At 72.8% G+C, this 25,614-nt stretch carries 26 protein-coding genes; 6 read left to right on the top strand and 20 right to left on the bottom strand.

All coding sequences use genetic code 11. The annotated features are described in order from the left end of the window. Window position 1: 1 nt before the first annotated feature. From ACIRQF_RS36900 to ACIRQF_RS36840, 13 genes are all read right to left on the bottom strand, one after another. A complete protein-coding gene (locus ACIRQF_RS36900; protein WP_382484101.1) occupies window positions 2-616 on the bottom strand; it encodes an OmpA family protein in 615 nt (204 codons plus the stop codon). A gap of 10 nt (window positions 617-626) precedes the next feature. Then, entirely contained in the window at window positions 627-1,211 is a 585-nt protein-coding gene (locus tag ACIRQF_RS36895; protein ID WP_404099230.1) for a hypothetical protein, read from the bottom strand. 20 nt (window positions 1,212-1,231) lie between these two features. After that, window positions 1,232-1,909, bottom strand: coding sequence for a pilus assembly protein TadG-related protein (locus ACIRQF_RS36890; RefSeq protein WP_404099299.1), 678 nt, complete (start codon window positions 1,907-1,909; stop codon window positions 1,232-1,234). Next, window positions 1,891-2,121, bottom strand: coding sequence for a Flp family type IVb pilin (locus tag ACIRQF_RS36885; RefSeq protein ID WP_404099227.1), 231 nt, complete (start codon window positions 2,119-2,121; stop codon window positions 1,891-1,893). The genes ACIRQF_RS36890 and ACIRQF_RS36885 overlap by 19 nt, the downstream gene beginning before the upstream one ends. A 96-nt stretch (window positions 2,122-2,217) precedes the next feature. After that, entirely contained in the window at window positions 2,218-2,793 is a 576-nt protein-coding gene (locus tag ACIRQF_RS36880; RefSeq protein WP_404099224.1) for a response regulator transcription factor, read from the bottom strand. Window positions 2,794-2,804: 11 nt separating this feature from the next. Further along, window positions 2,805-3,692 carry a DUF5936 domain-containing protein gene (locus ACIRQF_RS36875; RefSeq protein ID WP_404099221.1) on the bottom strand — a complete coding sequence of 296 codons (888 nt, stop codon included), beginning with the start codon at window positions 3,690-3,692 and terminating at the stop codon, window positions 2,805-2,807. Between the two features lie 13 nt (window positions 3,693-3,705). Continuing rightward, window positions 3,706-4,650: a type II secretion system F family protein gene (locus ACIRQF_RS36870; RefSeq protein ID WP_376637791.1), complete on the bottom strand. Its 945-nt coding sequence runs from the start codon at window positions 4,648-4,650 to the stop codon at window positions 3,706-3,708. Window positions 4,651-4,664: 14 nt separating this feature from the next. After that, window positions 4,665-6,008 carry a CpaF family protein gene (locus ACIRQF_RS36865; RefSeq protein ID WP_404099218.1) on the bottom strand — a complete coding sequence of 448 codons (1,344 nt, stop codon included), beginning with the start codon at window positions 6,006-6,008 and terminating at the stop codon, window positions 4,665-4,667. Further along, complete coding sequence (locus ACIRQF_RS36860) at window positions 6,005-6,352, bottom strand: TadE/TadG family type IV pilus assembly protein (RefSeq protein ID WP_404099215.1); 348 nt, start codon at window positions 6,350-6,352, stop codon at window positions 6,005-6,007. The genes ACIRQF_RS36865 and ACIRQF_RS36860 overlap by 4 nt, the downstream gene beginning before the upstream one ends. 347 nt (window positions 6,353-6,699) lie before the next feature. Further along, window positions 6,700-7,068, bottom strand: a complete 369-nt coding sequence (locus ACIRQF_RS36855) for a TadE/TadG family type IV pilus assembly protein (RefSeq protein WP_404099212.1) — start codon at window positions 7,066-7,068, stop codon at window positions 6,700-6,702. A 2-nt stretch (window positions 7,069-7,070) separates the two neighbouring features. After that, entirely contained in the window at window positions 7,071-8,324 is a 1,254-nt protein-coding gene (locus tag ACIRQF_RS36850) for a CpaE family protein (protein ID WP_376637787.1), read from the bottom strand. A gap of 6 nt (window positions 8,325-8,330) precedes the next feature. Further along, entirely contained in the window at window positions 8,331-9,038 is a 708-nt protein-coding gene (cpaB, locus tag ACIRQF_RS36845) for a Flp pilus assembly protein CpaB (RefSeq protein ID WP_376637786.1), read from the bottom strand. Between the two features lie 160 nt (window positions 9,039-9,198). Next, a complete protein-coding gene (locus tag ACIRQF_RS36840) occupies window positions 9,199-10,056 on the bottom strand; it encodes a hypothetical protein (protein WP_404099209.1) in 858 nt (285 codons plus the stop codon). Between the two features lie 308 nt (window positions 10,057-10,364). On the opposite strand from ACIRQF_RS36840, the gene ACIRQF_RS36835 reads away from it, so the two are divergent. Next, complete coding sequence (locus ACIRQF_RS36835) at window positions 10,365-12,065, top strand: chitinase (RefSeq protein WP_404099206.1); 1,701 nt, start codon at window positions 10,365-10,367, stop codon at window positions 12,063-12,065. A 216-nt stretch (window positions 12,066-12,281) separates the two neighbouring features. Then, the gene (locus tag ACIRQF_RS36830; RefSeq protein ID WP_404099204.1) at window positions 12,282-13,667 is read left to right on the top strand and encodes a M14 family metallopeptidase; all 1,386 of its coding nucleotides are present in this window, start codon (window positions 12,282-12,284) and stop codon (window positions 13,665-13,667) included. 5 nt (window positions 13,668-13,672) lie between these two features. Here ACIRQF_RS36830 and ACIRQF_RS36825 read toward each other — a convergent pair whose 3' ends face one another. From ACIRQF_RS36825 to ACIRQF_RS36805, 5 genes are all read right to left on the bottom strand, one after another. Then, window positions 13,673-14,236, bottom strand: coding sequence for a hypothetical protein (locus tag ACIRQF_RS36825; protein ID WP_404099201.1), 564 nt, complete (start codon window positions 14,234-14,236; stop codon window positions 13,673-13,675). Window positions 14,237-14,475: 239 nt separating this feature from the next. Further along, window positions 14,476-15,957, bottom strand: a complete 1,482-nt coding sequence (locus ACIRQF_RS36820) for a GntP family permease (protein WP_404099198.1) — start codon at window positions 15,955-15,957, stop codon at window positions 14,476-14,478. A gap of 112 nt (window positions 15,958-16,069) precedes the next feature. Continuing rightward, window positions 16,070-16,480 carry a RidA family protein gene (locus tag ACIRQF_RS36815; RefSeq protein WP_376638351.1) on the bottom strand — a complete coding sequence of 137 codons (411 nt, stop codon included), beginning with the start codon at window positions 16,478-16,480 and terminating at the stop codon, window positions 16,070-16,072. Then, entirely contained in the window at window positions 16,477-17,256 is a 780-nt protein-coding gene (locus ACIRQF_RS36810; protein WP_404099194.1) for an IclR family transcriptional regulator, read from the bottom strand. The genes ACIRQF_RS36815 and ACIRQF_RS36810 overlap by 4 nt, the downstream gene beginning before the upstream one ends. Then, window positions 17,253-18,560: a sugar kinase gene (locus tag ACIRQF_RS36805; protein ID WP_404099191.1), complete on the bottom strand. Its 1,308-nt coding sequence runs from the start codon at window positions 18,558-18,560 to the stop codon at window positions 17,253-17,255. Before ACIRQF_RS36805 ends, ACIRQF_RS36810 begins: the two co-directional genes overlap by 4 nt. A 113-nt stretch (window positions 18,561-18,673) precedes the next feature. On the opposite strand from ACIRQF_RS36805, the gene ACIRQF_RS36800 reads away from it, so the two are divergent. Beyond that, entirely contained in the window at window positions 18,674-19,960 is a 1,287-nt protein-coding gene (locus ACIRQF_RS36800) for an alanine racemase (RefSeq protein ID WP_376638348.1), read from the top strand. Between the two features lie 15 nt (window positions 19,961-19,975). Beyond that, a complete protein-coding gene (locus tag ACIRQF_RS36795; protein ID WP_404099188.1) occupies window positions 19,976-21,571 on the top strand; it encodes an amidohydrolase family protein in 1,596 nt (531 codons plus the stop codon). 97 nt (window positions 21,572-21,668) lie between these two features. On the opposite strand, the gene mptB is transcribed toward ACIRQF_RS36795, so the two are convergent. Both mptB and ACIRQF_RS36785 read right to left on the bottom strand, forming a co-directional pair. Then, entirely contained in the window at window positions 21,669-23,111 is a 1,443-nt protein-coding gene (mptB, locus tag ACIRQF_RS36790; RefSeq protein ID WP_404099185.1) for a polyprenol phosphomannose-dependent alpha 1,6 mannosyltransferase MptB, read from the bottom strand. A 44-nt stretch (window positions 23,112-23,155) separates the two neighbouring features. Next, on the bottom strand, window positions 23,156-23,590 hold the full coding sequence (locus ACIRQF_RS36785) for a hypothetical protein (RefSeq protein WP_382484061.1): 435 nt from the start codon (window positions 23,588-23,590) through the stop codon (window positions 23,156-23,158). Between the two features lie 117 nt (window positions 23,591-23,707). Between ACIRQF_RS36785 and ACIRQF_RS36780 the strand changes: the two genes are divergently transcribed. Together ACIRQF_RS36780 and ACIRQF_RS36775 are read left to right on the top strand one after the other, a co-directional pair. Further along, the gene (locus ACIRQF_RS36780) at window positions 23,708-24,919 is read left to right on the top strand and encodes a pyridoxal phosphate-dependent aminotransferase (RefSeq protein ID WP_382484059.1); all 1,212 of its coding nucleotides are present in this window, start codon (window positions 23,708-23,710) and stop codon (window positions 24,917-24,919) included. A gap of 172 nt (window positions 24,920-25,091) precedes the next feature. After that, the gene (locus ACIRQF_RS36775) at window positions 25,092-25,484 is read left to right on the top strand and encodes a hypothetical protein (RefSeq protein ID WP_382484057.1); all 393 of its coding nucleotides are present in this window, start codon (window positions 25,092-25,094) and stop codon (window positions 25,482-25,484) included. Window positions 25,485-25,614: the final 130 nt, after the last annotated feature.

Genomic DNA, 25,614 nt, shown 5'->3' with positions numbered 1-25,614 from the left:
GCTACCCGCCGGAGGTGCGGGGGAAGGAGACCTCGACGCGGCGGTTCTTCTTCCGGCCCTCCTCGGTGGAGTTGTCGGCGATCGGGTAGTCCTCGCTGTAGCCGCGGATGTCGAAGGTGGTCCCCGGGTTCAGGTTCTTCGCCAGCTCCTGCTGCACGGCGTCGGCCCGCTCCTTGGAGAGCTTCAGACCGTGCTCGTAGGTCCCCAGGTCGTCGGTGAACCCGAACACCCGGACACGGCTCGCCCCCTGCTTGTTGACCTCCGCGGCGATGGCGGCGATGCGGGCGGTGGCGGCGGGTCCGAGCTTCGCACTGTCCTTGGGGAACAGCACCTCGGCCTGCAGCGCGAACGTCACGTCGACGTTGGTGTCCTCGCGACGCTGCTCGCCGCCCTCCTCCTCGACGATCTGCTTGATGTCGAGCACCTTGGCGGGGGCGAGGGTGGCGCCGTCGGGGAGCATCAGGGCGGGCGAGGTGGCGTCGATGGCGGGGGGCGGGGAGCCGCTGGAGGTGGAGTTGGGGGGATCGTCGGCGCGCGCGTTGCCGACGGTGCCGCCCAGGAGCAGGGCGGTGACGGTGAGGGCGGCGATGCGGCGAGGTGTCGACGTCGTCTTCATGGCTGCGCCCTCAGGAGAGCTTGATGGTGGCGGGGGTGAAGGTGGGCAGCTGGAGCGAGACCTCGCCTGTGGAGGAGGGCGGGGCGGGGAACTGCATGAACACGTTGGTCTTGGCCCCGGGCGCCAGGCTGGACAGGTCGGTCGTGGTGAGCGGACGGCCGTCCGTGTCGCGGAGGACGTAATAACGCTTCTTGCCGACGGAATCGACAAGGGTGGCACCGCCGAGCGAGTTGCTGTGCTGAATGATCTCCGTCTCGTCTCCGCTGAGGCGGGAGGAGATCGCGACGGCGTCGTCCGAGGTGTTCTTCAGCTGGCCGCTGACCGTGACGAACCCACCGGCGTCGCGCTCGACCGAGGTGACCGTCAGCTCCAGTCCCTGTGGGCCTTTGAGTGAACCGAGAACCTCGGTGGGCTCGGCCGACTGCGAGGCCTTGCCGTCCTGACCGCTCGCCTTGGGGGCTGCCGAGCTCGCGACCGGCTGCTCCCTCTTCGGCTGCTCTTCGCTGCCGCACCCCGTCACGACGAGAGCCAGTCCAGCCGCAAGGGCCACGGCCGCCGCCCCTCTGCGGGCCTTCCTCGCGTACCGAACGTTCATGAATCAAGGTCCTTCGCTCATCAGTCGGCAAGTCGAACAGTGAAGAGGTCCGCGGCGTCTGGCAGCCTCGGGTGATCCGGATCGATGACCCACTCGACGCCGCCGCACACCAGACCGGTGATCGGTTCCGGCTCCGGACTCGGTGTCGGCGTCGGCGTCGGCGTGGACGAGCCCGTCGGCTCGGGAGTGGACGGGGGTGTCGGCTCCGGCGGGTCGACGAAGCAGCGCGGCTCCAGAACGGCCGTCGCGGACGCGACCGCGTGCTGCTTCTCCGTACCCGGGACCAACGATTCACCGACAGCGTCGAGAGTGCGGATCCGGACGCGGAAGCCCTTCTCGCCCTCGCGGAGGGGAGTGCAATCGCCCGCCATGACCTCCGCGTTGTTCTTCGCGGCGTATTCCTCCGCCCGCATACACGCCTGATCGGCGAAGTAGTCGTCGCCCTTCAGATAGCCGTCCCACGCATCGGGGTCCAGGATCACGTCGAGCCACCCGTCCCGCAGCTGCTCCCGGGCGTCCTGGGCAGCGGCGAGAGCGGCGGCGTCGGCCGCCGTCTGGCCTCCGTTACGTGTGACCGCCGCTTGCGCCACGGCGAAGTAGACGAAGCCGAGAAACAGCAGACCCGCGATCACCGTGACATAGACGGGGAAAGCCTGGCCCGCGTCGCCCCGCCGGCGGCCTACCTGCCGCCCCCGGATCCGCCGCCGGTCAGACTGGTGATCTTCTGGCTGATCGCATCCCTGATGCTCTGGCCGATGCTGGTGCCCGAGATCGCGACGACGATCGCCACCACGACCACGATGATCCCCAGGTACTCGACCGCGGTCTGCCCTCGGTCGCCCCTGTTCCTGGACCAACTCCCCGCGTGCACCCTGGCCTTGGTCAGGGCCTTCAGCAGCGCGTCGTTCATCGTGTTCCCCTCCGAGTCCGGCGACTCGGGCAGGGTACGCCCGGAAGGCGGGCTGTTCACAGGGTCCGTAGGCCCAATCACGGTGTGTAGTCGGCTTCATGAGGCGGTCCTCGTGCCGAGCCAGGAGGCGATGGCTTCGCCGCGGGTGGTGCTGTGGAGCTTGGCGAAGATGCGGTTGATGTGGTTCTTGACGGTCTTCTCGGAGATGGAGCAGGTGACGGCGATCCGCTGGTTGGTCATGCCGGACGCGATCAGGTCCATCACCTCCACCTCCCTGGCACTCAATCCGAACCGTTGCACCTGCGAAGCTGGATTTCTGAACCGCAGTATATTGGAGACAGTTGAAGGTCCGCCAGCATGTGCAGTCGCACGCACCGCGCGCAGCAGCTCCGCCTCGTCGTAGGCGCCGTGGACGAGGTGCCCGGCCGCGCCCGTGGCCCGCCCCGGGGTGTGGGTGAGGAGCAGTACGGGGGCCGTGGGGCTCAAGTGCCGTACGGAGTCCGCGTGTCCGTCGAGGACGAAGAGGGCGGGGGTGCCGGCCCGGACCGCCGCGAGGGCCGTGGCCGGGTCCGGCGCGGTCGCCGTCACCTCGACGTCCCCGTGCGCCGCGAGCAGCACCGCCAGGCCCACCCGCACCACGGGGTTCTCCGCCACCACCACGACTCTCAGCATGCGCCGCGTCCTCATTCGCCCGTGATCGAGCCGAAGTCGGTGCCCGTGCCGAGGAACAGGCCCGCGCCCAGCAGGATCATCGTGGCCGGGACCATCAGGGTCGTGATGACCATCGTCGCCTTGGGGACGGCCTTCGCGGCCTTGCGGCGGGCGTTCTGCGCGTCCGTGCGGCGCATGTCGTTGGCGATCTGGATCAGGGTGTCGACGATCGGAGCGCCCAGCTCCTCGCCCTGCTGGAGCGCGGTGACGAACTGGGCGACCTGCTCGGAGTCGTTGCGGCGGCGCAGTTCGTCGAAGGCCTCGCGCCGGCTGACGCCCATGTCCATCTGGCGCAGGGTGATGCGCAGTTCGTCGGCCCACGGCCCCTCGTACTTGTCCGCGACCCGCTCCAGGGCCTGGCGGAAGCCGAGACCGGCCGAGACGACCACGGCCAGGACGTCCAGGAAGTCCGGCAGGGTGCGTTCGATCTGGTCCTTGCGGATGCGGACCGCCGACCAGATTCCGACCTCCGTCCAGACCGCGCCGAAGGCGAACAGCAGCACCGCCACCAGGATCGAGCCCCTGCTCACCATGAGCAGGCCGCCGAAGCCGCCCAGGACGCCGTACACGGCCCGCCGCGCCCCGTACCGGTCGATGGTGAGCCCGCCGGGGTTTCCGGCGAGGTCGATGCGGCGGCGGACGGCGTTGACCCGCTTGGGGCCCATCAGGCGCAGCACGGCCGGCGACCAGCGCATGCCGAGGCGGTCGACGACCGAGTCGACGGCGCCGGTGCGCGTGGAGCCGACCTCCAGGGCGAGCTGGAGGTCGCCGGGCAGTTTGGCGTCGGCGCGGTAGAGGCGGATGCCGTAGAAGATGCCGGCGACGGCGAGGCCGGCGAGCAGGGCGAGCAGCAGGTCCACGGTTCCGGGTCCCTTACACGTCGATCTTCGCGAGGCGGCGGATCACCATGAAGCCGACTCCGTACAGTCCGAAAGCGAGGACGACCGCCAGCTGGCCGAGGCCCGAGCCGGTCATCCGGTCCAGGGCGCCGGGCTGCATGTTGTCGATCAGCAGCAGCGAACCGACGCCGATGACCGGGACGGCGTACGCCGTCATGCTCACCTGCGACAGCTGCGTACGGACCTCGCGCCTGGTCTCCTTGCGTTCCTCCAGCGTCTCGGTGAGGTTGCGCAGTGAGGAGACGACGGTGCCGCCGGCCCGGTTGGCGAGGACCAGGGTCGTGACGAGGACGACGAGTTCGCGGGACGGGAGGCGTTCGGCGAGTTCGCCGAGCGCGTCGTCGAGCGAGGTGCCGACGGCGAGCTGCTGGGCGACCCTCTCCAGCTCGTCGCCGGCCGGGGCCTCCAGTTCGTCGGCGGCGAGCGACAGGGCCATGCGCAGCGCGAGACCGGCCTGGGTGGCGTTGGCGAGGATGCGGGAGAGCTCGGGGAGCTGGTTGATGAACTTCTCGATGCGCTTCTGGCGCTGCCAGTTGAGGAATCCCATCGCGACCCACACCCCGAGGAAGCCGCAGATCGGCCCGAAGAACGGGGACAGCAGCGCCTGCCCGGCGATCCACAGGGCGCCCACCGTGACCGCCATGGAGACGACGAACTCCCCGGGGGTGAGGTCCAGTCCCGTCGCGGAGATACGGAGTTCCAGCCTGCGTCCGAACCTCGTGCGCCGCACCCGCCGGTCGATGCCCCGGAAGGGGCGCCTGCGGCGGCCCGTGCCGTCGCCCCCCTCGCCCGCGGTCTGCGAGAGGCGGGCGATCAGGGCGGACCGCTGCGCGGAGCCGCTCGCGTAGAACTGGATGCCGGTCACGGCCAGGACGCCGGCGATCAGCGCCACGCCCACGGTCAGCAGTGTCGGGTTCACGGTCGTTCCTCCCCCTACTTCGCTTCCCGCGTGGCGAGGTGCTCGTCAGTCGCGGCCACGCCGAAGGCCTGCGGGATGGGCTGGCCCGCCATGTACAGCCGTTCGGCGACCCGGCGCGGCAGCGGGTGGTAGGCGAACTCGCCGTACACCCGCCCGTCGGCGGCGAGCGGCCGGGCGTCGAAGCGGCACACGGTGGCGAGCAGGTAGCGCTCGCGGCCGCTGGAGGCGAGGATCGCGATCTCGGTGACCCGGCGGGTGCCGTCGGGGTGCCGGGTGAGCTGGACGAGGACGTCGACGGCGCTGTTGATCTGGTCGCGCAGGGCATCGAAGGGGACCTTGACCTCCGACATGGAGGCGAGGGTCTGGAGGCGCATGAGCGCGTCCTCGGCGGAGTTGGCGTGGACGGTGGCGAGCGAGCCGTCGTGGCCGGTGGACATCGCCTGGAGCATGTCGAGGGTCTCGCCGCCGCGGACCTCGCCGACGACGATGCGGTCGGGCCGCATCCGCAGGGAGTTGCGGACGAGGTCGCGGATGGAGACCTGGCCGCGGCCCTCGATGTTGGGCGGCCGCGCCTCCAGGCGGATCACGTGGGACTGCTGGAGCTGGAGCTCGGCGGAGTCCTCGATGGTGATGATCCGCTCGCCCTCGGGGATGAGACCGGAGAGGGCGTTGAGGAGCGTCGTCTTCCCGGTGCCGGTGGCGCCGGACACGATGACGTTGAACTTGGCCTGCACGAGCCCGGACAGCAGGAGCAGCATCTGCTCGTCGATCGAGCCGAGGCCGAGCATCTCGTGCAGGGTGTAGGCGCGGGGGAAGCGGCGGATGGTCAGCGTCGCCCCGGTGAGCGACAGCGGCGGGATGATGACGTTGACGCGCTCGCCGGACGGGAGCCGGGCGTCGACCATCGGATTCGACTCGTCGACGCGCCGGTTGACGGTTGACACGATCCGCTCGATGGTCTGCATCAGCTGCTCGTGCGAGGCGAACCGCAGCGGCAGCAGCTCCACCCGACCGGCCCGTTCGATGTAGATCTGGTCGGGTCCGTTCACCATGATCTCGGTGATGGAGGCGTCCTCGAGGAGCGGTTCGAGCACGCCGAGCCCGAGTGCCTCGTCGACCACCCGGCGGATCAGCTGGGCGCGTTCCGCGGTGGAGAGCACCGGGCCCTCGCGGCTGATGATGTGCCCGAGGACGCGCTCCAGGCGGGCCCTGCGCTCGGCGGCGGCGAGCGCGGACATCTCGGTGAGGTCGATCTCCTCCAGGAGCTTGGCGCGGAAGGACGCGACGAGGTGGCCGTCCTCCCGTCCGCCGCCCGCCCGGTTCTCCTCGGGGGTGCTGATGCGGGACCGCAGGCTCATCGCCGGTCCTCCTCGGGCGCGGAATCGGGGACGGGCATGGTGGCGGTCCTCTTCACGTCGTCGAAGGTCCAGAAGGGGATGAGGGAGGGGATCCGCACGGTGACGGTGGCCGTGCCGCCGCCTTCCTCGACGCGGCTGCGGCGCGCGATCCAGTCGCTCATCGCCGCCTTCCCGGCCGCCTCGGGGCCCGGTACGGAGTCGGGGTCGTCCACGCTCGACGCCCGCGCCGCCGCCCGCGCTCCGGTGCCGGCCTGCTGGGCGGCGTATCCGATGATGCCGAGCTGGACGCCGGCGAGGCCGACGAGCAGCAGGATCGGCAGGAAGCCCAGGTACTCGACCGCCACTTGGCCGCGGTCCCGCGCCCGGACGCGGGCCCGGACGCGGGCCCGGGCCCGGATCCCGGTCCGGATGCGGATCCCGGCCCGAATGCGGATCCCGGCCCGGGTCCATGTCCCGGCACGGCTCCGGACACCGGCCCCGCCCCGGATGCCCGCCCTGCTCCGGACCCCCGCCCGCGTCGCGACCCCGACCGGGATCCCAGCCGGGGCCCAAGCCCCCGCCCGGCCCCGGATTCCCGCCCGGCTCCTGACCCCCGCCCGCGTCGCGGCCCCGACCGGGAGTCCGGCCCCCGTCACGGCCCCGGCCCGGGTCCCGGACCCGCTCCGGCCCTCGCGCCCGTTCCCGAATCGCCTCATCGCTCGTCCCCCTCCCACACCGCCGCCGCCTCGCCGTCCACCGTGAAGGGGAAGTTGATCGCCCCCGGGAACAGCACGGGCACGCGGATGCTCACCCGGGCGTACGCCATGCCGTCCGCGCGGCGGCAGTCCGGGGCGGCGCCGGACCGCCAGGCGCCGTCCAGGTTGCGCAGTGCCGCCTCCTGGCAGCTGTCGCCGACGGCGTAGGCGCGGGCGGCCTCGTCCGCCGCGTTGCCGGCGAGGGTGTACGTGTAGCCGATCAGGACGCACTGCCAGAGCAGCACCAGGGTGAGCAGGATGAGCGGCAGCATGCCGACGAACTCGACCGCCACCTGCCCCCGCTCGTCCCGCCACGGCCCGCGCACGTCTATCGCCCTGCCCCGCGCCGCCGCAGCCCGAGGGTGCCCCGGTCCCCGCCGCGTACGAGTTCCCTGCCCGGGGTGTCCGCGGCGGCCTTGACCAGGCCGAGCTCTCCGGCGAGCGCCCACAGGGCCTGCTTGACGGTGGACCGGGCGTCCAGGTCGTGCAGCCGGCCGGCGTCGACGACGGCCGCGAGTTCCTTGAAGTGGGCGGGGACGGAGACGCCGGCGATCCGGGTGCCGGTGATCTTCTGGACGAGCGCCGGCTGGATCTCGGTGGAGCGGTGGTGGCGGTTGACCAGGACGGTGGTCTCCTCCGGCTTGCGGACCTGCAGGCGGTCCCACATGCGGACGACCCGCTTGGCGGCGCGTACGGCGACGACGTCGGGGGTCGTGACGAGCAGCGCGGCGTCCGCCATCTCGACGGCGGCGGCGCCCGCGGCGTCGAGGTGGGTGCCGCAGTCGACGACGACGACCTCGTGGCGGCCGCGCAGGGCGCTGACGATCTGGCGGGCGGAACGGTCGGTGACCTCCTCGCCGCGCTCGCCCTCGCCTGGCGCGAGGAGCAGGGAGAGGCCGGTCTCGTGGACGTAGACGGCGTCCTGCAGCACCCGCGGCGTGATGTCGTTGATGGCGGCGAGGTCGGCGAGCGAGCGGCGGAACTGCACGTCGAGGTAGGAGGCGATGTCGCCGCCCTGGAGGTCCATGTCGACGAGGGCGACGGTGCGGCCGGAGGCACGGGCGGCGAGGGCGAGGTGGACCGCGGTGACGGTGGTGCCGACGCCGCCCTTGGCGCCGCTGACGGTGACGACGGTGCCGCCGGGCCCGGTGGGGGCCTCGGCACCCGCGCCGAGGTGGCGGCGGACGCCGGCGGACCACTGGGCGGCGGCCTGGACGCGGCTGGCGAGTTCCTCGTAGCCCAGCGGGAGGGTGACGAGGCCGCGGGCGCCGGAGTCCATGGCGGCGGAGAACAGCACGGGGCTGGCGTCGGCGGTGATGAGGACGACGCCGACGGCGGGGAAGCGGAGGGCGACCTCACGGACGAGTTCGAGGGCCGGTACGGGGCCGATCCGCTCGTGGACGAGGACGACCTCGGGCAGCTCGTCGAGGGACTCGGCGGCGAGCCGCGCGAGGGTGTCGACGAGCTGCGTGGAGTCGGTGACGGGCCCGGCGGGTTCGGCGTCGGGCAGCTGGCCGATGAGGGTGGTGACGGCGCGGGCCGCGTCCGGGTCGCCGACCGCCGGCAGGATCCTCGTGGTCATTCGGCCTCACTTGTCCTTGTCGAGCGTGTAGGTGCGGTCGCGCGGGTCGGGCGGGGTGGTACTGCCGGGGGCGACGAGGGCGAGGCGCACGTGCTCGGCGAAGGACTCGGCGTAGGCGACGCGCTGGGCGTCGGCCGTGGACAGGGCGAAGGTGATCGGGACGGCCTCGGTGGCGCGGCTGCTGCGCTCCTCGCGGCCGGCGCCGATGGGGGTGAGGGGGCCGACGTCGAGGACGCGGGCGCCGGCGACGATCAGCTTGGACTGGGCGGCCCGGCCGCCGCGTTCGCCGGCGAAGGTGGCGTAGATGTTGACGCTGGAACCGGGGGTGATCTTGCCGGCCACGCCGGTGGCGGCGTCGATCATGATGGCGATCTCCTGCTGTCCGGCGGCGAGCGCGGGCCGGTCGACGATCATGTCCTTCTGCAGGAGCGAACCCTTCTTCAGGGTGGTGACCGCGATCTTGCCCTCCGTCTGGGCGAGGTCGGTGACGGCGGTGGCCGGGAGCCAGCGCTCGGGCATCGTGACCTTCTCGAACTGGTCCGGGCCCAGACCCTTGTAGGGCGCGACGTCCTCCTTGACCCGGTACGCCGTCACCTCGGGCCCGACCTTGGAGTTCACGTCACTGATCACCGAGAGGACGCCGGCGAAGGCGCCGAGGGCGCACAGGACGGAGAGCAGCAGCAGGATGACGCCACGGCGCTGGCGGGAGTTCATGGCCGTACTACCTCGATCGTGGACGGGTGACGCGACGGACGGGGCGGGGCGGTCGGGACGGGGCGGTCGGGACGGAGCGGACGGTCGTGACGGGGGGACGGGCGGGGCGGGCGGGACGGGCAGGACGGGGGGACGGGCCGGACGGTCGGGCCGGGCGGCGCTAGCCGGCCGCGGTGGCGGGCCGGGCCGTGGGCAGGGGCGCGGCACAGAAGCCGCAGCGGTCGCCGATGAGCTCCATCCGGCACCAGTGGCAGGTCTCGCGCCGCACGGAGGCGACCAGTTGGTGCAGGACGGGCAGGTCCGGCAGGTACGCGGCGAACTCGACGAGCCTGCCGGTGCCCCACCAGCGCGCCGACGCCTCGGGCAGGGCGGCCTCCTGGACGGCGCGCACCTGCCAGCGGGGCGCGAGGACGGCGGTCGGCCAGTCGGTCTGGAGCTGGCCGCGGGCGAGCACGAGGTCGGTGCCGAAATCGGGCCCGGCGAGCTCCCCGGACCCGCCGGACCCGCCCGACCCGAGCCGTACGAGCTGGGGCGCGGGTCCCGCGAGCACGGCGAAGTGGGCGCCGGGCAGCCAGCCCTTGACGTGGGAGGTGAGTCCGACCGGGACGTGGTCGAGCCTGGCCACCGAGCCGAGGACGGCCCCGGCGTACACGTAGTGGGTGAGCAGCCGGGCGGCGGAGGCGAGGACTCCGGGGCTGAAGTCGCAGGCGGAGAGCTGGCGCAGCTGCCGGACGAGTACGGCGGCGCCGAGCGGCGGCAGGGCGGTCCTGACGATCGCGATCCGGTCGGACTCGAGCAGGGACCGTACGGCGTGCAGCCGTTGGGCGGTGGCGGGCGGTACGGAGACCGGGCAGACGACGACCAGGTGCCCCTGCTGGTCGAGCAGGCGGCGTACGTCGGCGAGGGCCGCGTCGAGCGGCCGGGCGTCGGGGCCGGGCAGCACGGCGGCGGGGGGCGTCTGCGGGTCGGTCGGCGGCAGCACCAGGTCGGCGCTGGTGACCGCAATCGCTGTCGGCACGTCGGGCTCCCCCGATCCCTCACTGATCACTAGCTGCGTTCGCAGCGTTACCGCGACTGCACCTTATCCAGGCCACTGGAGTGGTGAACACACAATCCTTCAAGCTCCGTCATATTCGTGACGGACCCGGTCGGCTCTGAACTGCGGTTCCTGCCAGAGGCCTTGACAACGCAATTGGTCTGGACCAACTTGTTCCCCCAGCGGTGGCCCCCGCCCTTCCCCCTCCGCATCCCCATCCCCGTACGAAGGCGCACCCCCGTACGAAGGCGTACGGCCTCCCCTTCCCCCACTCCTCCCGGAGGCACCACGTGGACCGCACCACCACCAGAGCCGCGGCCGCCAGGACGGCGCTCGCGCTCGCCCTGAGCACCGGGCTCGCCCTCGTCGGCGGCGCCGGCACCGCCCAGGCCGCCGACGTCAACGTCGCCAAGAACGCGGGCTTCGAGAACGGCCTCGCCAACTGGGCCTGTTCCGCCGGCAGCGGCGCCGTCGTCTCCTCGCCGGTACGCACCGGGGCGGGCGCCCTGCGGGCCACCCCGGCCGGCCTCGACAACGCCAAGTGCGTGCAGACCGTGGCCGTGAAGCCGAGTTCCACCTACACCCTGAGCGCCTGGGTGCAGGGCGGCTACGCGTACCTCGGCGCTAGCGGCACCGGCACCACCGACGTCTCCACCTGGACGCCGGACAGCGCGGGCTGGAAGCAGCTGACGACCACCTTCACCACCGGCGCCGGCACCACCTCCGTGCAGGTCTACACACACGGCTGGTACGGCACGGCCGCGTACTCCGTCGACGACGTGAGCGTCTTCGGCCCCGACGGGGGCGGCGGCACCGACCCGGCCCCGACGGTCCCCGCCGCACCGGCCGGTCTCGCCGCGGGCTCCGTCACCTCGTCCTCGGTCTCCCTCAGCTGGGGCGCGGTCTCCAACGCGACCGGCTACAAGGTCTACCGGGACGGTGCGCTCGCCGCCACGGTCAGCGGCACCTCGGCCACCGTCACCGGGCTCGCCGCGAACACCACCTACCAGTTCCAGGTCGCGGCGACCAACGCCGCCGGCGAGTCCGCCAAGTCGGCGGCCGTCCCCGCGAAGACCTCCGAGGTCACCAACCCGGGCCCCGGCCCGGCCGTGCCCAAGCACGCGCTGACCGGCTACTGGCAGAACTTCGACAACGGGGCCACCGTCCAGAAGCTGCGGGACGTGCAGGCGCAGTACGACATCATCGCCGTCTCCTTCGCGGACGCCACCACCACGCCCGGCCAGATCACCTTCACCCTCGACCCGGCCGTCGGCTACGCCTCCACCGCCGACTTCAAGTCCGACGTCGCGGCCAAGAAGGCGGCCGGCAAGTCCGTGATCCTCTCGGTCGGCGGCGAGAAGGGGAACGTCACGATCAACAGCGACGCCTCCGCCACCGCCTTCGCCGACAGCGCGTACGCCCTGATGCGGGAGTACGGCTTCAACGGCGTGGACATCGACCTGGAGCACGGCATCAACTCCACGTACCTGACCAAGGCGCTGCGTCAGCTCTCCGCCAAGGCCGGTTCGTCGCTGGTGCTCACGATGGCCCCGCAGACCATCGACATGCAGTCCACCGGGACCGAGTACTTCAAGACCGCGCTCGCCGTGAAGGACATCCTCACGGTCGTCAACATGCAGTACTACAACAGCGGTTCCATGCTCGGCTGCGACGGCAAGGTCTACAGCCAGGGTTCCGTGGACTTCCTCACCGCGCTCGCCTGCATCCAGCTCCAGGGCGGCCTCGACGCCTCCCAGATCGGCCTGGGCGTGCCCGCCTCGACGCGCGGAGCCGGCAGCGGCTACGTCGACCCGCAGATCGTGAGGAACGCGCTCGACTGCCTCGCCAAGGGCACCGGCTGCGGCACCTTCAAGCCCGCGCAGACCTACCCGAACATCCGCGGCGCGATGACCTGGTCGACCAACTGGGACGCCACGGCCGGCAACGCCTGGTCCAACGCGGTCGGCCCGCACGTCCACAACCTGCCGTAACTGAGCCCTTCGGGGGAATCCGTCCGCAGCGCCGCCGCTCCCCCGGCGGCGCTGCGCCGTTTCCGGGGAGCGGGGGCGGAAGAATATGGCCGAACTTGCCTGCTTGACCCGTTCATGTCACACCCCCACCATGTCACCACCGTACGACGTCCGACGTCCGCTTTCCGACGAACGACCGTCTGTCGCACTCCCCACACTCCCCACCCAGGAGACAGCATGCGACTTCGTACCCGAGGTACCCCCGGATCCCCGGGATCACCCGCACCGGCCGGACGCCGCGGCTCCCGCGGCCGGAGGTCCGCCGCCCTGGCGGCCCTCCTGGCGCTCGCCCTCGCGGCCCCGGTCACCGCCCTCACCACACCCGCCGGGGCCGACCCGGCGCCGACCGCCGCCGCCGACGAGGTGATCCGGCAGTACGAGATCGCCGGGCCCGCCACCGCCGCCGAACGCTCGGCCCTGACCGCCATCGGCGTCTCCATCGACGAGGTCGACGCCCGTTCGGTGGTCGTCAGCGCCAACGCGACCCAGCTCCAGCACCTCAAGGCGCTCGGGTACAAGGCCGCCGCCCTCCCCGGCCCGCCGCAGCGCAACACCCCCGGCCTCGCCGCCCGCCCGCTCGACTTCCCCTCCGCCGACGCGAAGTACCACAACCACGCGGAGATGAACGCCGAGATCGACCAGCGCCTCGCCGCCTACCCGTCCCTCATGAGCAAGCGGGTCATCGGCAAGACGTACCAGGGCCGCGACATCGTCGCGATCAAGGTCAGCGACAACGTCGGCACCGACGAGAACGAGCCCGAGGTCCTCTTCACCCACCACCAGCACGCCCGCGAGCACCTCACCGTCGAGATGGCGCTCTACCTGCTGCGCGAGCTCGGCGCCGGCTACGGCACGGACTCCCGGATCACCGACATGGTGAACAACCGCGAGATCTGGATCGTGCCGGACCTGAACCCGGACGGCGGCGAGTACGACATCGCCAGCGGCTCGTACCGCAGCTGGCGCAAGAACCGGCAGCCCAACTCCGGTTCCTCGTACGTGGGCACCGACCTCAACCGCAACTGGGACTACAAGTGGGGCTGCTGCGGCGGCTCCTCCGGCTCCAAGAGCTCCGAGACCTACCGCGGCACGGCCGCCGAGTCCGCCCCCGAGGTGAAGGTCGTCGCCGACTTCGTCCGCTCCCGCGTGGTGGGCGGCAAGCAGCAGATCAAGGCGGCGATCGACTTCCACACGTACAGCGAACTGGTCCTGTGGCCCTTCGGCTGGACCAATGCCGACACCGCCCCCGGCATGACCCAGGACGACCGTGACGCCTTCGCCACCATCGGGAAGAAGATGGCCACGAGCAACGGCTACACGCCCGAGCAGTCCAGCGACCTCTACATCACCGACGGGTCGATCGACGACTACCTCTGGGGCAGCCAGAAGATCTTCGCGTACACCTTCGAGATGTACCCGACGTCGTCCTGGAACGGCGGCTTCTACCCGCCCGACGAGGTGATCGAGCGGGAGACCGCCCGCAACCGGGACGCCGTCCTCCAACTCCTGGAGAACGCGGACTGCATGTACCGCTCGATCGGCAAGGCCGCCCAGTACTGCTAGGGGCGCTAGGCGTTCTCGTCGAAGTACGCGTCCAGCACCGCGTCCAGGCCCGACTCCCACTCCTGGACGCGGCCCCTGGCCGGCGCCTCGATCTCGATCGGGTACCAGCGCCGGTCAGGGGTGTGCACGACCACCCTGAACCGCTTGCCGAAACGCGGCGAGGCGATCTCCACCGCGCCGATCTCGTCCCAGCGGAACTCGCAGTTCTCCTCGTCGAGGCTCAGCCGCACCCCCGCCGCGTCGGCCACGATCCGGGCCCGCCGGTCGGCGGCCTCGAAGGCGGGACCGCCGGGGGCCGCGTCCTGGTCGCCGTCCTCCCCGGAGGCGGCGTCCCCGGGTACGGCGTCCTCGGGTACGGCGTCCCCGGGGTCCGCGTCCCCCACGACGGCGTCGACGACGGCCCGTTCGGCCGCCGGGGTCCCGTCGGCCGTGTCGACGACGGCCGCCTCCGGCGCCGCCGACTTCTCCTCCGGTCCGTCAGGAACGGGGCCGGTGATGCCCGGGACGGACGCCGGGTCGGTCGCGACACCGGGCACGGTCTGGATGCTGGGTCCTGTGCGCTGCTCCACACGGCGAGTATGGCCGACGATCCTGTGAGGAGGGCAGCCGCCCCGGCCTTCCGGCACGGCGGCCGCTAGGCCGTTTCTTTCGGATCAGGCCGGATCAGGGAGCGGGGTCTGGTGCGTGCGATCGCAAGGCGGAGGAGGGAGGCAACGCGGAGCGTTGGGACCGACGACAACGCGGCGAGCGTGCGTGCCAGACCCCGCGAGCCCGGCAAGATCCGAAAGAGACGGCCTAGGCCGGACGGTCACACCGCCAGGCTCAGCAGCGCCGCCACCGCGAACCCGGCGAGGGAGAGCACCGACTCCAGCACCGTCCAGGACTTGAGGGTGTCCCGCTCGGAGATGCCGAAGTACTTGCTGACGATCCAGAAGCCTCCGTCGTTGACGTGCGAGGCGAAGATCGAGCCCGCCGAGACGGCCATGATGACGAGCGCCAGGAAGGCCTGGGAGTGCCCGCCGCCCTCGACGAGCGGGAGGACGATGCCGGCCGTGGTGACGATGGCGACCGTCGCCGAGCCCTGGGCGACGCGCAGCACCAGCGAGATCAGGTAGGCGAGCACGATCACCGGCAGACCGACGTCGCGGAAGGTGTCCGAGAGCGCCTGGGCCACGCCGCTCGCCTTGAGGATCGCGCCGAAGACGCCGCCCGCGCCGACCACCAGCAGGATGTTGCCGACCGGCTTGAGGGAGGAGGTGGACACCTGCTCCAGCGAGGTACGGCTCCAGCCGCGGCGGATGCCGAGCAGGTAGTACGCGAGGACGAGGGCGATGGTCAGCGCCACGAACGGGTTGCCGAAGAACTCGATCACCGAGCGCGGGGTGGACTCGTCCAGCCCGATCGAGGAGAAGGTCGCGGCGAGGATGAGGACCAGCGGCGTCCCGATGACGAGCAGGACCGTGCCGAGCCCGACCGGCGCCTCCGAGCCGCCGGCGCGCTCCGCGGCCACCTGGCGCCTGGCGTCCTCGGCCGCCTCCGCCATGTCCTGCGGCACCTCGACGAAGATCCGCCGGCCGATCCAGGCGGCGTACGCCCAGGCGGCGAGCACGGCCGGGAGGCCGACGAGGAGGCCCATGAGGAGGACCCAGCCGAGCGACACGTGCAGCAGACCGGCCGCGGCGACGGGCCCGGGGTGCGGCGGCAGGAAGGCGTGGGTCATCGACAGGCCCGCGAGCAGCGGCATGGCGTAGAGCAGGATCGATTTTCCGGACCGCTTGGCGGCGGCGTAGACGAGCGGCGCGAGGACGAAGATGCCGACGTCGAAGAAGACCGGGATGCCGAAGAGGAGTCCGGTGAGCCCCATCGCGAGCGGGGCGCGCTTCTCCCCGAAGAGCCGCAGCAGCCGGCCGCTGAGCACCTCGGCCCCGCCGGAGACCTCGAGGATCGCGCCGAGCATGGTGCCGAGGCCGATGATGACGGCGACATGGCCGAGGATGCCGCCCATGCCGGTCTCGATGACGGAGGTGGCGGCGGACTTCTGGACGGTGCCGAAGAGTTCGGTGACCGAGAGGCCGGCGGCGAGGCCGACGGCGATGGAGACGGCCAGCAGGGCGACGAAGGGCTGCAGCCTGACCTTGATGATCAGCAGGAGCAGCAGGGCGATGCCGAGCGCCGCGACGGTCAGCAGGCCGGCGGTGCCGGGTATGAGCAGCAGGAGACCGCCGGTGTGGGGAGGCGCGGGCGGAGCTGGTGGGGTGGGGGCGGCCGCGGCGAGGATCACGGAATGCATGACGGGGGACCTCGTTGGGGGTAGGGGGGAGCGCGGCACGGCGTCCGGGGGACGAACGCCGTGCCGTGCGGCGGCAGGTGGTGCGCGGGGATCGGGGTCACTCGGTCCGGGTTCAGCCCAGGACGGCGAGGGCGTCGATCTCGATGAGGAGCCCCTGGGGCAGGCCGACGTAGACCGTCGTACGGGCCGAGGCGGGCGCCTTGAGGCCCTGCTCCTCGAAGTACGCGTTGTAGATCTCGTTCATCTCGGCGAAGTGGGCGACGTCGGTGAGGTAGACGCGCATCATCATCACGTCGTCCCAGGTGGCGCCACCCTCCTCCAGGATCGCCTTGACGTTGGCGAAGGTCTGGAGGGTCTGCTCGCGCAGGGTCGGGCCGGCCGGCGTCGGGGCCTGGCCCTCGACGGCGGGCAGGAAGCCGACCTGGCCGGCGACCTGGAGGATGTTGCCCTTCTTCACGCCGTGGGAGAAGCGCGCGGGCGGGGCGGTGTGGGTGGCGGGGGTGAGGGCGGTCTTCTCGGTCATGTGCGGTCCTGGTCCTTCGTGTTCGTGGGAGTGCCGGCGGAACCGGAGTATTCACGGCTGATGTCGTCGGCCGTGCGACGCACCAGCGGGAGCAGGCCGAGGAGTTCCTCGGCGGAGACGACGACGTTGGGCGCGGACACCGACATGGCGGCGACGACCCGGCCGTCGGCGCCGCGGATGGGCGCGGCGACGCAGTTGATGGACTCCTCGTGGCCGCCGAGGTCGGTGGCCCACCCCTGTTCGCGCACGGTCGCCAGCTCCTTGAGGAAGGCGGCGGCGTTCGGGGTCGAACGGGGCGTGTACATCGGGTAGTCGAGCTTGGCGGCGAGGGTGCGGCGCTCGGACTCGGGCAGGTCGGCGAGCAGCAGCTTGGCGACGGCGGCGACGGTGATCGCGACGGGCTTGCCGATGCGGGAGTACATGCGGACGGGGTAGCGGCTCTCCATCTTGTCGATGTAGAGCACCTCCCCCTCCTCGTGCACGGCGAGGTGGACGGTGTGGCCGATCCGCTCGTTGAGGGCGGCGAGGTGGGGGTGGGCGATCTCGCGGACGTCGAGGTTCTCGACGGCCTCCTGCGCGAGGGCGAAGAGGCGGGCGCCCAGGCGGTAGCGCTGGTCCTGCTGGCGGTAGACGAGACCGTGCTCGTGGAGCGTACGCAGCAGGCGCAGGGCGGTGGACTTGTGCACGCCGAGCCGGTCGGCGACCTGCCCGAGGTCGGCGGGGCCCTGTGCGAGCAGCGGCAGGATGCTGAGCGCACGGTCGACGGTCTGACTCATGGCGTACGTACCTCCTGGTCGTCCCCCGTCCAGCCGGGGCCGAGGTGAAGTGTCCCCCAGGCCTCGTCGTCCAGGGCGACGAGCCGGTCGGCGCGGGCGCGTCCCACCGGCACGGCGAGGTCCCCGGGCACGGTCAGCGCGGCGGCCGCCGTCAGATGCCCGTGCCGCGCCCGCGCCGCGACGCCGAGCCCGCGCAGGGTCCCGGCGAGGAACCCGGCGGCGAAGGCGTCACCGGCACCGACGGCGGCGACGACGTCGACGCGGGGGGCGGGGACGTGCGTGACAGTGTCCCGGGGCGCCAGGCCGCCGCGGGTGGGCGCGACGGTGTCCCGGGGCGCGAGGCCGCCGCGGGCGGGCGCGACGCTGTCCCGAGGCGCGAGGCCGCCGCGGGCGGGCGCGACGGCGCCGCGCGGCACGGGCCCTTCGCCGACCGCGGCACCCGCGTCGTCCGTGCCGTCTCCGCTGCCCGGAGCACCCGTGGCGACCGCGGCACCCGCGCCGGCCGCGCCGCCGCCCGGGCCCGCGATGCCGCGCTCGAAGACCGTCGCGCCCTCGCCGCCCCGCTTCACCACCAGCACCGCCGGCTCCGGCAGGGCCGCCCGGATCGCGTGCGGATCGCCGACCCCCCACGCGGTCTCCGCCTCGTCCGCGCCGACGAAGACGAGGTCCGCGCCCCGGGCGAGCTCCAGCAGGACCTCGCCGCCGGCCGCGGCGTCCGGCCACAGCCCGGGGCGGAAGTTGACGTCGAACGAGACCAGCGGCCGGCCGGCCGGGCCGGGCCATCCGTCCCGCGCGGTGAGGGCGCGCACGAGGGCCAGGCAGGAGTCGGAGAGGGCGGCGGTGATGCCGGACAGATGGAGGACGCGGGCGTCGGCGAGCATCCCGTACGGCACGGTCCCGGGCGACATCGCCGAGGCCGCCGAACCCGCCCGGTAGTACACGACCTCGTGTCCGTCGGCGGCCCGGTCCGCCGCGGTGCGGAAGTAGACGCCGGTCGGCCGCGCCGGGTCGCGGACGACGGCGGACACGTCGACGCCGTGGGCCCCGATCGCCTCCGTCAGATGGTCCCCGAAACCGTCGCACCCGACCCGCCCCACCCACTTCGTCCGGTACCCCGCCGCGGCGAGCGCGCACGCGACGTTGGACTCGGCGCCGCCGATGGCACGGTCGAAGGAGGGGACGTCGGCGAGGCGGCCCGGCCGGGTGGGCAGGAAGGTGACCATGGACTCGCCGAGGCAGACGACGTCCGGCGGGGTACCGGTCACCTTCGGGCTCCTTCGCAGCGTCGCGGTACACGGGTCCATTGACCCGGCGTTGGCCCGGATGTTAGACAGCCGTAAGCGTTATACGCAATGACCGTTGCGCATGTTGCAACAGCTACCCGGAGCTCATTGCGACACCTCGACGAGGAGGAAGCATGTCCGCCGCCCCCGGCACCACCCCCGACCTGGCCCACGAGCGCGTCGACCATCGTTTCAAGGCCCTCCCCCCGGACGCCGAGGGCCTGACCGTCGGCGAGCTCGCCGCCCAGCGCCGCAACCTCTTCACCGGCGGCTTCACCACCCCCGTCCTCGCCCTCTCCGCCGAGTCCGTCGAGCACAACCTCCGGCTCCTGGAGACCTACGCCGAGCGGCACGGCCTCGCCTTCGCCCCGCACGGCAAGACCTCCATGGCCCCGCAGCTCTTCGACCGCCAGATCGAGCACGGCGCCTGGGGCATCACCGCCGCCGTCCCGCATCAGGCCCGCGTCTACCGCGCCCACGGCATCGCCCGGATCTTCCTCGCCAACGAACTCGTCGACGCCGTCGCGCTGCGCTGGCTCGCCGCCGAGCTCGACGCCGACCCGGACTTCCGCTTCGTCTGCTACGTCGACTCCGTCCGCGGCGTCGAGCTCATGGACGCGGCCCTCACCGGGGCCGGCGCCCGCCGGGCGGTCGACGTCGTCGTCGAGCTCGGCGCCGGCGACGGCGCGCGCACCGGGGCCCGTACGGAGGCCGACTGCGCCGCAGTGGCCGACGCCGTCGCCGCCACCCGCACGCTCCGGCTCGTCGGCGTCGCCGGCTACGAGGGCGAGGTCCCGCAGGCGGACGAGGAGAGGGTCCGGGCCTGGCTGCGCCGGCTCACCGCCCTCGCCGCCGAGTTCGACAAGGAGGGCCGCTTCGACCCGGCCGCCGGCGAGATCGTCGTGAGCGCGGGCGGCAGTGCCTGGTTCGACACCGTCGCCGAGGTCTTCGCCGAGATCCCCGAGTTCTCCCTGCCCGTCCTGAAGCTGCTCCGCTCCGGCGCGTACGTGTCCCACGACAGCGGCCACTACCGCACGCTGACGCCCTTCAACCGGATCCCCGAGGAGGGCGCCCTGGAGCCCGCGTTCCGGCTCTGGACGCAGGTCGTCTCCCGCCCCACCGCCGAACAGGCCTTCACCAACGCCGGCAAGCGCGACGCCGCCCACGACCTCCACCTCCCCGAGGCCCAGGTCGTCCGCGACGCCCGCACCGGCGAGATCCGCCCCGCCGACGGGATCCGCGTCACCGGCCTGTCCGACCAGCACGCCTGGGTACGCACCGAGGAGGGCGCCGACCTGGAGGTCGGCGACTGGCTCGGCATGGGCCTGTCCCACCCGTGCACGTCGTTCGACAAGTGGCAGCTGATCCCGCTGGTCGAGGCGGACGGAACGGTCGTCGACTACATCCGCACCTTCTTCTAGAGGCAGGCAGCAGCCATGGACCTGGTCTTCCGCGACGCCGAGGTCGTCGACGGCAGCGGCGGCCCCTCCTACCGGGCCGACGTCGCCGTCGAGGGCGGACGGATCGCCGCGATCGTCAGGGAGGGCGCGGCGGCCGGCTGCCAGCGCCCGACCGCCCGCCGGATCGTGGACGCCGAGGGCCTCGCCCTGTCCCCCGGCTTCATCGACATGCACGCCCACAGCGATCTCGCGCTGCTCCGGGACCCGGACCACAGTGCGAAGGCCGCGCAGGGGGTCACGCTCGAAGTGCTGGGCCAGGACGGCCTGTCGTACGCGCCGGTCGACGACCGCACCCTCGACGAGGTGCGCCGGGCGATCACCGGCTGGAACGGCGACGGCTCCGACCTGGACCTCGACTGGCGGACGGTCGGCGAGTACCTGGACCGCCTGGACGGCGCGCACGGCGGCCGCGGCATCGCGGTCAACGCGGCGTACCTCGTCCCCCAGGGCACCGTCCGGATGTACGCGATGGGCTGGGAGGACCGCCCCGCGACGGAGGCCGAGCTCGACCGTATGCGGCAGCTCGTCGCGGAGGGCCTCGAACAGGGCGCGGTCGGCATGTCGTCGGGCCTGACCTACACCCCCGGGATGTACGCGCACGACGCCGAGCTCACCGAGCTGTGCCGGGTGGTGGCGCGCCACGGCGGCTACTACTGCCCGCACCACCGCTCGTACGGAGCGGGGGCGCTGGAGGCGTACGCGGAGATGGTCGGGCTCACCCGGGACGCGGGCTGCGCGCTGCACCTCGCCCACGCGACGATGAACTTCGGCGTGAACCGGGGAAGGGCGCCGGAGCTCCTGTCCCTGCTGGACGAGGCCCTGGCCGCCGGCTCCGACATCACCCTGGACACCTACCCCTACACCCCCGGGTGCACGACCCTCGCCGCCGTGCTGCCGAGCTGGGCGCACGAGGGCGGCCCGGAGGCGCTGTCGGCCCGGCTGCGGGACGAGGAGACGGCGGAGCGGATCCGGCACCAGCTGGAGGAGCTCGGCTCGGACGGCTGCCACGGGGTGCCGGTCGAGTGGGACACGATCGAGATCTCGGGCGTGACGGATCCGGCGCTCGCGTCCTGGGTGGGCCGCCGTGTCCCCGACTGGCCGGCCGCCCGCCGACTGCTGCTGGAGGACCGGCTGGGGTCGACCATCCTCCAGCACGTCGGACACGAGGAGAACGTCCGCGCGATCATGCGGCACCCGGTCCACACGGGCGGTTCGGACGGCATCCTGCAGGGTGCGAAGCCGCATCCGCGGGCGTACGGGACGTTCCCGGAGTACCTGGGCCGCTACGTCCGCGAGGAGGCCGTCCTGACGCTGGAGGAATGCGTCGCCCACCTCACCTCCCGCCCCGCCCGCCGCCTGCGCCTGCCGGACCGGGGCCTGATCCGCGAGGGCCATGTGGCGGACCTGGTGCTCTTCGACCCGGCGACGGTGGCGTCGGGGGCGACGTACGAGGCTCCGCGCACCCTCCCCGTGGGCATCCCCCACGTCCTGGTCGACGGCCGGTTCGTCATCGAGGACGGCCGGCGCACCCAGGCCCTCCCCGGCCGCTCCGTCCGCCGGATCCCGACCTGACCGTCCGGATCCCGACCTGACCGTCCGGATCCCGACTTGACCGTCCGGGGCGACGCCGCCCGCCCCGCTCCGTGCGGCGGGATCGAGGACCGGCCCCTCAGGCCGTGCGGCGCCCTCGGGCCTCCAGGGGTGGGCGTGCGGCGCCGGGCAGGGCCGGAGCGCCCCGCGGCGGCCAGGACTCGCGGCGCAGCCACAGCGCGCCCGCGCCCAGGGCCACGCCCATCAGGGCGAAGCCGTACCAGGGCGTGTGCCCGGAAGGGGCCGTCTCGTAGGTCAGGGCGGCGCAGAGCACCGCGAGGTACTGGCCCAGGCGCGTGTCCCACGCGACCGCGGCCACCGCACACGTCCCCCACAGCAGGTACCAGGGCTGCACCATCGGCGAGAGCGCCACCAGCGCGAGCAGCGAGAGCCCCAGGGCGAGGACCACGTCCGTGCGCCCCTGCCAGGCCCGCCGGGCCAGCAGCGCGATGAGCGCGAGCGCCGCCAGGAGGCCGAGCTTCTGGACCGCGCCCTTCACGGGCTCCGGGTCGTCCCCCACCAGCAGGCCGAGTCCCAGCCCCAGGTCGCTCGTGAGCGACAGCGCCGTGTGGATGGTCCCCGCCACGCTCTGGGTGCGGAGCCAGCCGAAACCCGTGCCCGCGACGAGCGTCGCGCCCGCCGCGACGGCCGCCGCGACGGCCCCCGGCAGCAGGCCCTTGAGGAGACCGCGGGCCCCGCCCGTACGCCGGGCGACCAGGACGCCGACGAAGAGCAGCGCCACCGCCGCCGGCGACTTGACCATGACCGCGAGGCCGATGAGGACGCTCCCGGCCACCCACCGCCCGCGCACGGCGAGCAGCACGCCCGCGAGCAGCAGGCCGGTCATGAGGCCGTCGTTGTGCATGCCGCCGACGACGTGGACGAGCAGCAGGGGGTTGAGCGCCGCGAGCCACAGCGCCCCGGGCCGCCGGTCGCCGCCGAGGCCGCGTACCGCCCACACGGTCAGCGCGAGCGCGGCGAGCGCGAGCAGGCGCATGCCGAGGACGGCGGGGATCACCGCGCCCCCGGTGAGCTTGACGACCGCCTGGGCCAGGACGAGGAAGGCGGGTCCGTACGGGGCGGGGGTGTGCGTCCAGTGCCCGCCGACGCTCGCGGCCGCGTCGCCCCCGAGGTCGCCGGGGCCGAGGACGGCGGGCCCGGCCCCGTAGACGTCGTGGCCTTCGAGGACCATCGCGCCCTGCGCGATGTAGCTGTAGACGTCGGCGCTGTACAGGGGCGGGGCCAGGACGAGGGGGGCCGCCCACCAGCCGAGCGTGGTCCCGACCCGGTCCGCCGCGCCGGCGGCCAGCAGCCGCCCGTACTGCCACCACGCCGCGATCAGCAGGGTCAGGCCGAGGTACGCGAGCACCGTCCCGGCGACCGTCACGCCCGAGCCGTGCGGCTCCCACAGGCCCCGACCGCCGCGCACGGGCAGGGTCCCGGCGGCCCAGCCGCCGAGGGTGACGGCGAGCGATCCGACCGCGCCGAGCCACCGGCATCCGGCGGTGCTGAAAACCCACATGACGGGACAACCTATCCTGCGGCCCCGCCGCGGCCCCTCGCCGCTTACCTCGGCTTCTTCTTGGCGCCCGGCGCCGATCCCGACTTCCCGGGGTACTGCTGCCGGGTCGGGGTGGTGGTGGGCGCGGGCCCGCCGGACGCGGCGGTCGACGGGGCCGGTGCCGTGGGGACCGGGGCGGTGCTCGCGGCTCCCGAGGGCCGGGCCGGGTGGGCCGGGACCGCCGGCGGGGCGGACTCCGCGTGCCCGTCCGCCGCCCTCTCGTCCCGCTGGATCAGCGACGGCATGCCCGGATGCCCGTCGTCCACGGCGGGGGCCCGCCCGGCCGGTCCGGAGTCGAGGGACGTCACCGCGGCGAGGACGCCGACGACCACCACGGCACCGCTGCCGATCATCCAGAGCGGGCCGGGGCCGCGCCGCTTCGACGCGTGCCGGCGGCGGGATCTCGGAGGCTCGGCGCCCCCCGTGTCGTACTGGCTCACGAACCGTGATTGTAGGGAGCACGACAGCCGGTCGGCGACGTGGGTCACACCCGGCGGGATGCCCGACGTGTCCCAAAACACGAAGCGTCCGGCGCGGCACGGCCGTAAGCTCTCGTCATGCAGGTGATCCAGTCCACGAAGCTCGCCAACGTCTGTTACGAAATCCGGGGTCCGGTGCTCGAGGAGGCGATGCGGCTGGAGGCTGCCGGTCACCGCATCCTCAAGCTCAACACCGGCAACCCGGCCGCCTTCGGCTTCGAGTGTCCGCCGGCCATCCTCGAGGACATGCTGCGCAATCTCGCCGAGGCGCACGGCTACGGCGACGCGAAGGGCCTGCTGTCGGCCCGGCGTGCGGTGATGAGCCACTACGAGACCAAGGGCATCCATCTGTCGGTCGAGGACATCTACCTCGGCAACGGCGTCTCCGAGCTCATCCAGATGGCGATGCAGGCGCTGCTCGACGACGGCGACGAGGTCCTCGTGCCCGCCCCCGACTATCCGCTGTGGACGGCGTCGGTGTCGCTGGCGGGCGGCACGGCCGTGCACTACCGCTGCGACGAGCAGGCGGACTGGATGCCGGACCTGGCCGACATCGAGCGGAAGATCACCGATCGGACCAAGGCGATCGTGATCATCAACCCGAACAACCCGACCGGCGCCGTCTACGACGACGAGATGCTGCGCGGGCTGACGGAGATCGCCCGCCGGCACAATCTGGTGGTCTGCTCGGACGAGATCTACGACAAGATCCTCTACGACGGCGCGACCCACACCCCCACCGCCGCCATCGCCCCCGACCTGCTCGTGCTCACCTTCAACGGGATGAGCAAGAACTACCGGGTCGCCGGCTTCCGCTCCGGCTGGCTGGCCGTCTGCGGTCCGAAGGCGCACGCCTCCTCGTACATCGAGGGCCTCACGATCCTGGCCAACATGCGCCTGTGCGCCAACATGCCGGCCCAGCACGCGGTGGCCGCGGCCCTGCAGGGGCGCCAGTCGATCGAGGACCTGGTGCTCCCGGGAGGCCGGCTCCTGGAGCAGCGGGACGTGGCGTACGACCTGCTGACCCAGATCCCGGGCGTGACCTGCGTGAAGCCGAAGGGGGCGCTGTACCTCTTCCCGCGGCTCGACCCGAGCGTCTACAAGATCAAGGACGACCGGCAGATGGTCCTGGACCTGCTGCGGGCCGAGAAGATCATGGTCGTCCACGGGACGGGCTTCAACTGGCACGAGCCGGACCACTTCCGGATCGTGACCCTGCCCAACGCCCTGGACCTGGCGGAGGCCGTGACCCGGATCGGGAACTTCCTGGACGGCTACAGCCAGCACTGAGGTGGCCGGCCCCCACCCCGGAGGACACGGAGGACCCGTGAGGGCCGCCCTTCGGCGGTCCATGGCCGCGACCCTTCGAACGCATTCTTGACCCGCTCTTTTCAGACGTGGCACAAATTTAGATTGAATCCAAGCTAGGATGCCTCCAGAGCTATCCCAGGAGGCCGTCCCCATGTACGAACCGATCCGCACCAAGTCGGTCCACCGGATGGCCGACGACGTCCGGGACACGTTCCCGCACCGCTCCCGTGAGGAAGAGCTGGACATCCAGCTCGCCGGCCACCTCGCCGCCCTGCTCGCCGTCACCGACGAGCTCGGGGACACCGAGGCCGGCGAGCTCATCGCCGGGCAGGTCGCCCGGCTGCGCGGTGCACCGCCGGCCCGCCACGCGGGACTGAGCGGCTCCTCCGCCGAGGCGCTGCACCAGCGGGCACACGCCCTCGCGGGCCGCGCCCTGGTCGTCGCCGCCTCCCGGGCCGACACGGCCGCCGCGATCCTCGCCGCCGAGCGCATGGACGCACACACGGCGGCCCTCGCCGACGACTCACTGGTCGGCACCCCCTGACGGCCCCGGTCCGCGCGGCCACGACACCGCGCGGACCGGGCGCCACCCACCCTGGCCCCACGGCGCCGCCGTCGCGCGCGGCCCCGTCCCGCGAGCGCGCGCCGCCGGCCCGAACCGGTCGCGGTACCGC

This window comes from Streptomyces sp. NPDC101191, assembly GCF_044767915.1.
GTDB lineage: Bacteria > Actinomycetota > Actinomycetes > Streptomycetales > Streptomycetaceae > Streptomyces.
Note: the sequence above shows the minus strand (reverse complement) of the source record. Positions and strands in the feature narration are given on the sequence as shown.

Coding starts and splice junctions, on each gene's coding strand:
- ACIRQF_RS36900 (WP_382484101.1), bottom strand. CDS start 616: ATGAAGACGACGTCGACACCTCGCCGCATCGCCGCCCTCACCGTCACC.
- ACIRQF_RS36895 (WP_404099230.1), bottom strand. CDS start 1,211: ATGAACGTTCGGTACGCGAGGAAGGCCCGCAGAGGGGCGGCGGCCGTG.
- ACIRQF_RS36885 (WP_404099227.1), bottom strand. CDS start 2,121: ATGAACGACGCGCTGCTGAAGGCCCTGACCAAGGCCAGGGTGCACGCG.
- ACIRQF_RS36880 (WP_404099224.1), bottom strand. CDS start 2,793: ATGCTGAGAGTCGTGGTGGTGGCGGAGAACCCCGTGGTGCGGGTGGGC.
- ACIRQF_RS36865 (WP_404099218.1), bottom strand. CDS start 6,008: ATGAGCCTGCGGTCCCGCATCAGCACCCCCGAGGAGAACCGGGCGGGC.
- ACIRQF_RS36850 (WP_376637787.1), bottom strand. CDS start 8,324: ATGACCACGAGGATCCTGCCGGCGGTCGGCGACCCGGACGCGGCCCGC.
- cpaB (WP_376637786.1), bottom strand. CDS start 9,038: ATGAACTCCCGCCAGCGCCGTGGCGTCATCCTGCTGCTGCTCTCCGTC.
- ACIRQF_RS36830 (WP_404099204.1), top strand. CDS start 12,282: ATGCGACTTCGTACCCGAGGTACCCCCGGATCCCCGGGATCACCCGCA.
- ACIRQF_RS36820 (WP_404099198.1), bottom strand. CDS start 15,957: ATGCATTCCGTGATCCTCGCCGCGGCCGCCCCCACCCCACCAGCTCCG.
- ACIRQF_RS36815 (WP_376638351.1), bottom strand. CDS start 16,480: ATGACCGAGAAGACCGCCCTCACCCCCGCCACCCACACCGCCCCGCCC.
- ACIRQF_RS36810 (WP_404099194.1), bottom strand. CDS start 17,256: ATGAGTCAGACCGTCGACCGTGCGCTCAGCATCCTGCCGCTGCTCGCA.
- ACIRQF_RS36805 (WP_404099191.1), bottom strand. CDS start 18,560: ATGGACCCGTGTACCGCGACGCTGCGAAGGAGCCCGAAGGTGACCGGT.
- ACIRQF_RS36800 (WP_376638348.1), top strand. CDS start 18,674: ATGTCCGCCGCCCCCGGCACCACCCCCGACCTGGCCCACGAGCGCGTC.
- ACIRQF_RS36795 (WP_404099188.1), top strand. CDS start 19,976: ATGGACCTGGTCTTCCGCGACGCCGAGGTCGTCGACGGCAGCGGCGGC.
- mptB (WP_404099185.1), bottom strand. CDS start 23,111: ATGTGGGTTTTCAGCACCGCCGGATGCCGGTGGCTCGGCGCGGTCGGA.
- ACIRQF_RS36780 (WP_382484059.1), top strand. CDS start 23,708: ATGCAGGTGATCCAGTCCACGAAGCTCGCCAACGTCTGTTACGAAATC.
- ACIRQF_RS36775 (WP_382484057.1), top strand. CDS start 25,092: ATGTACGAACCGATCCGCACCAAGTCGGTCCACCGGATGGCCGACGAC.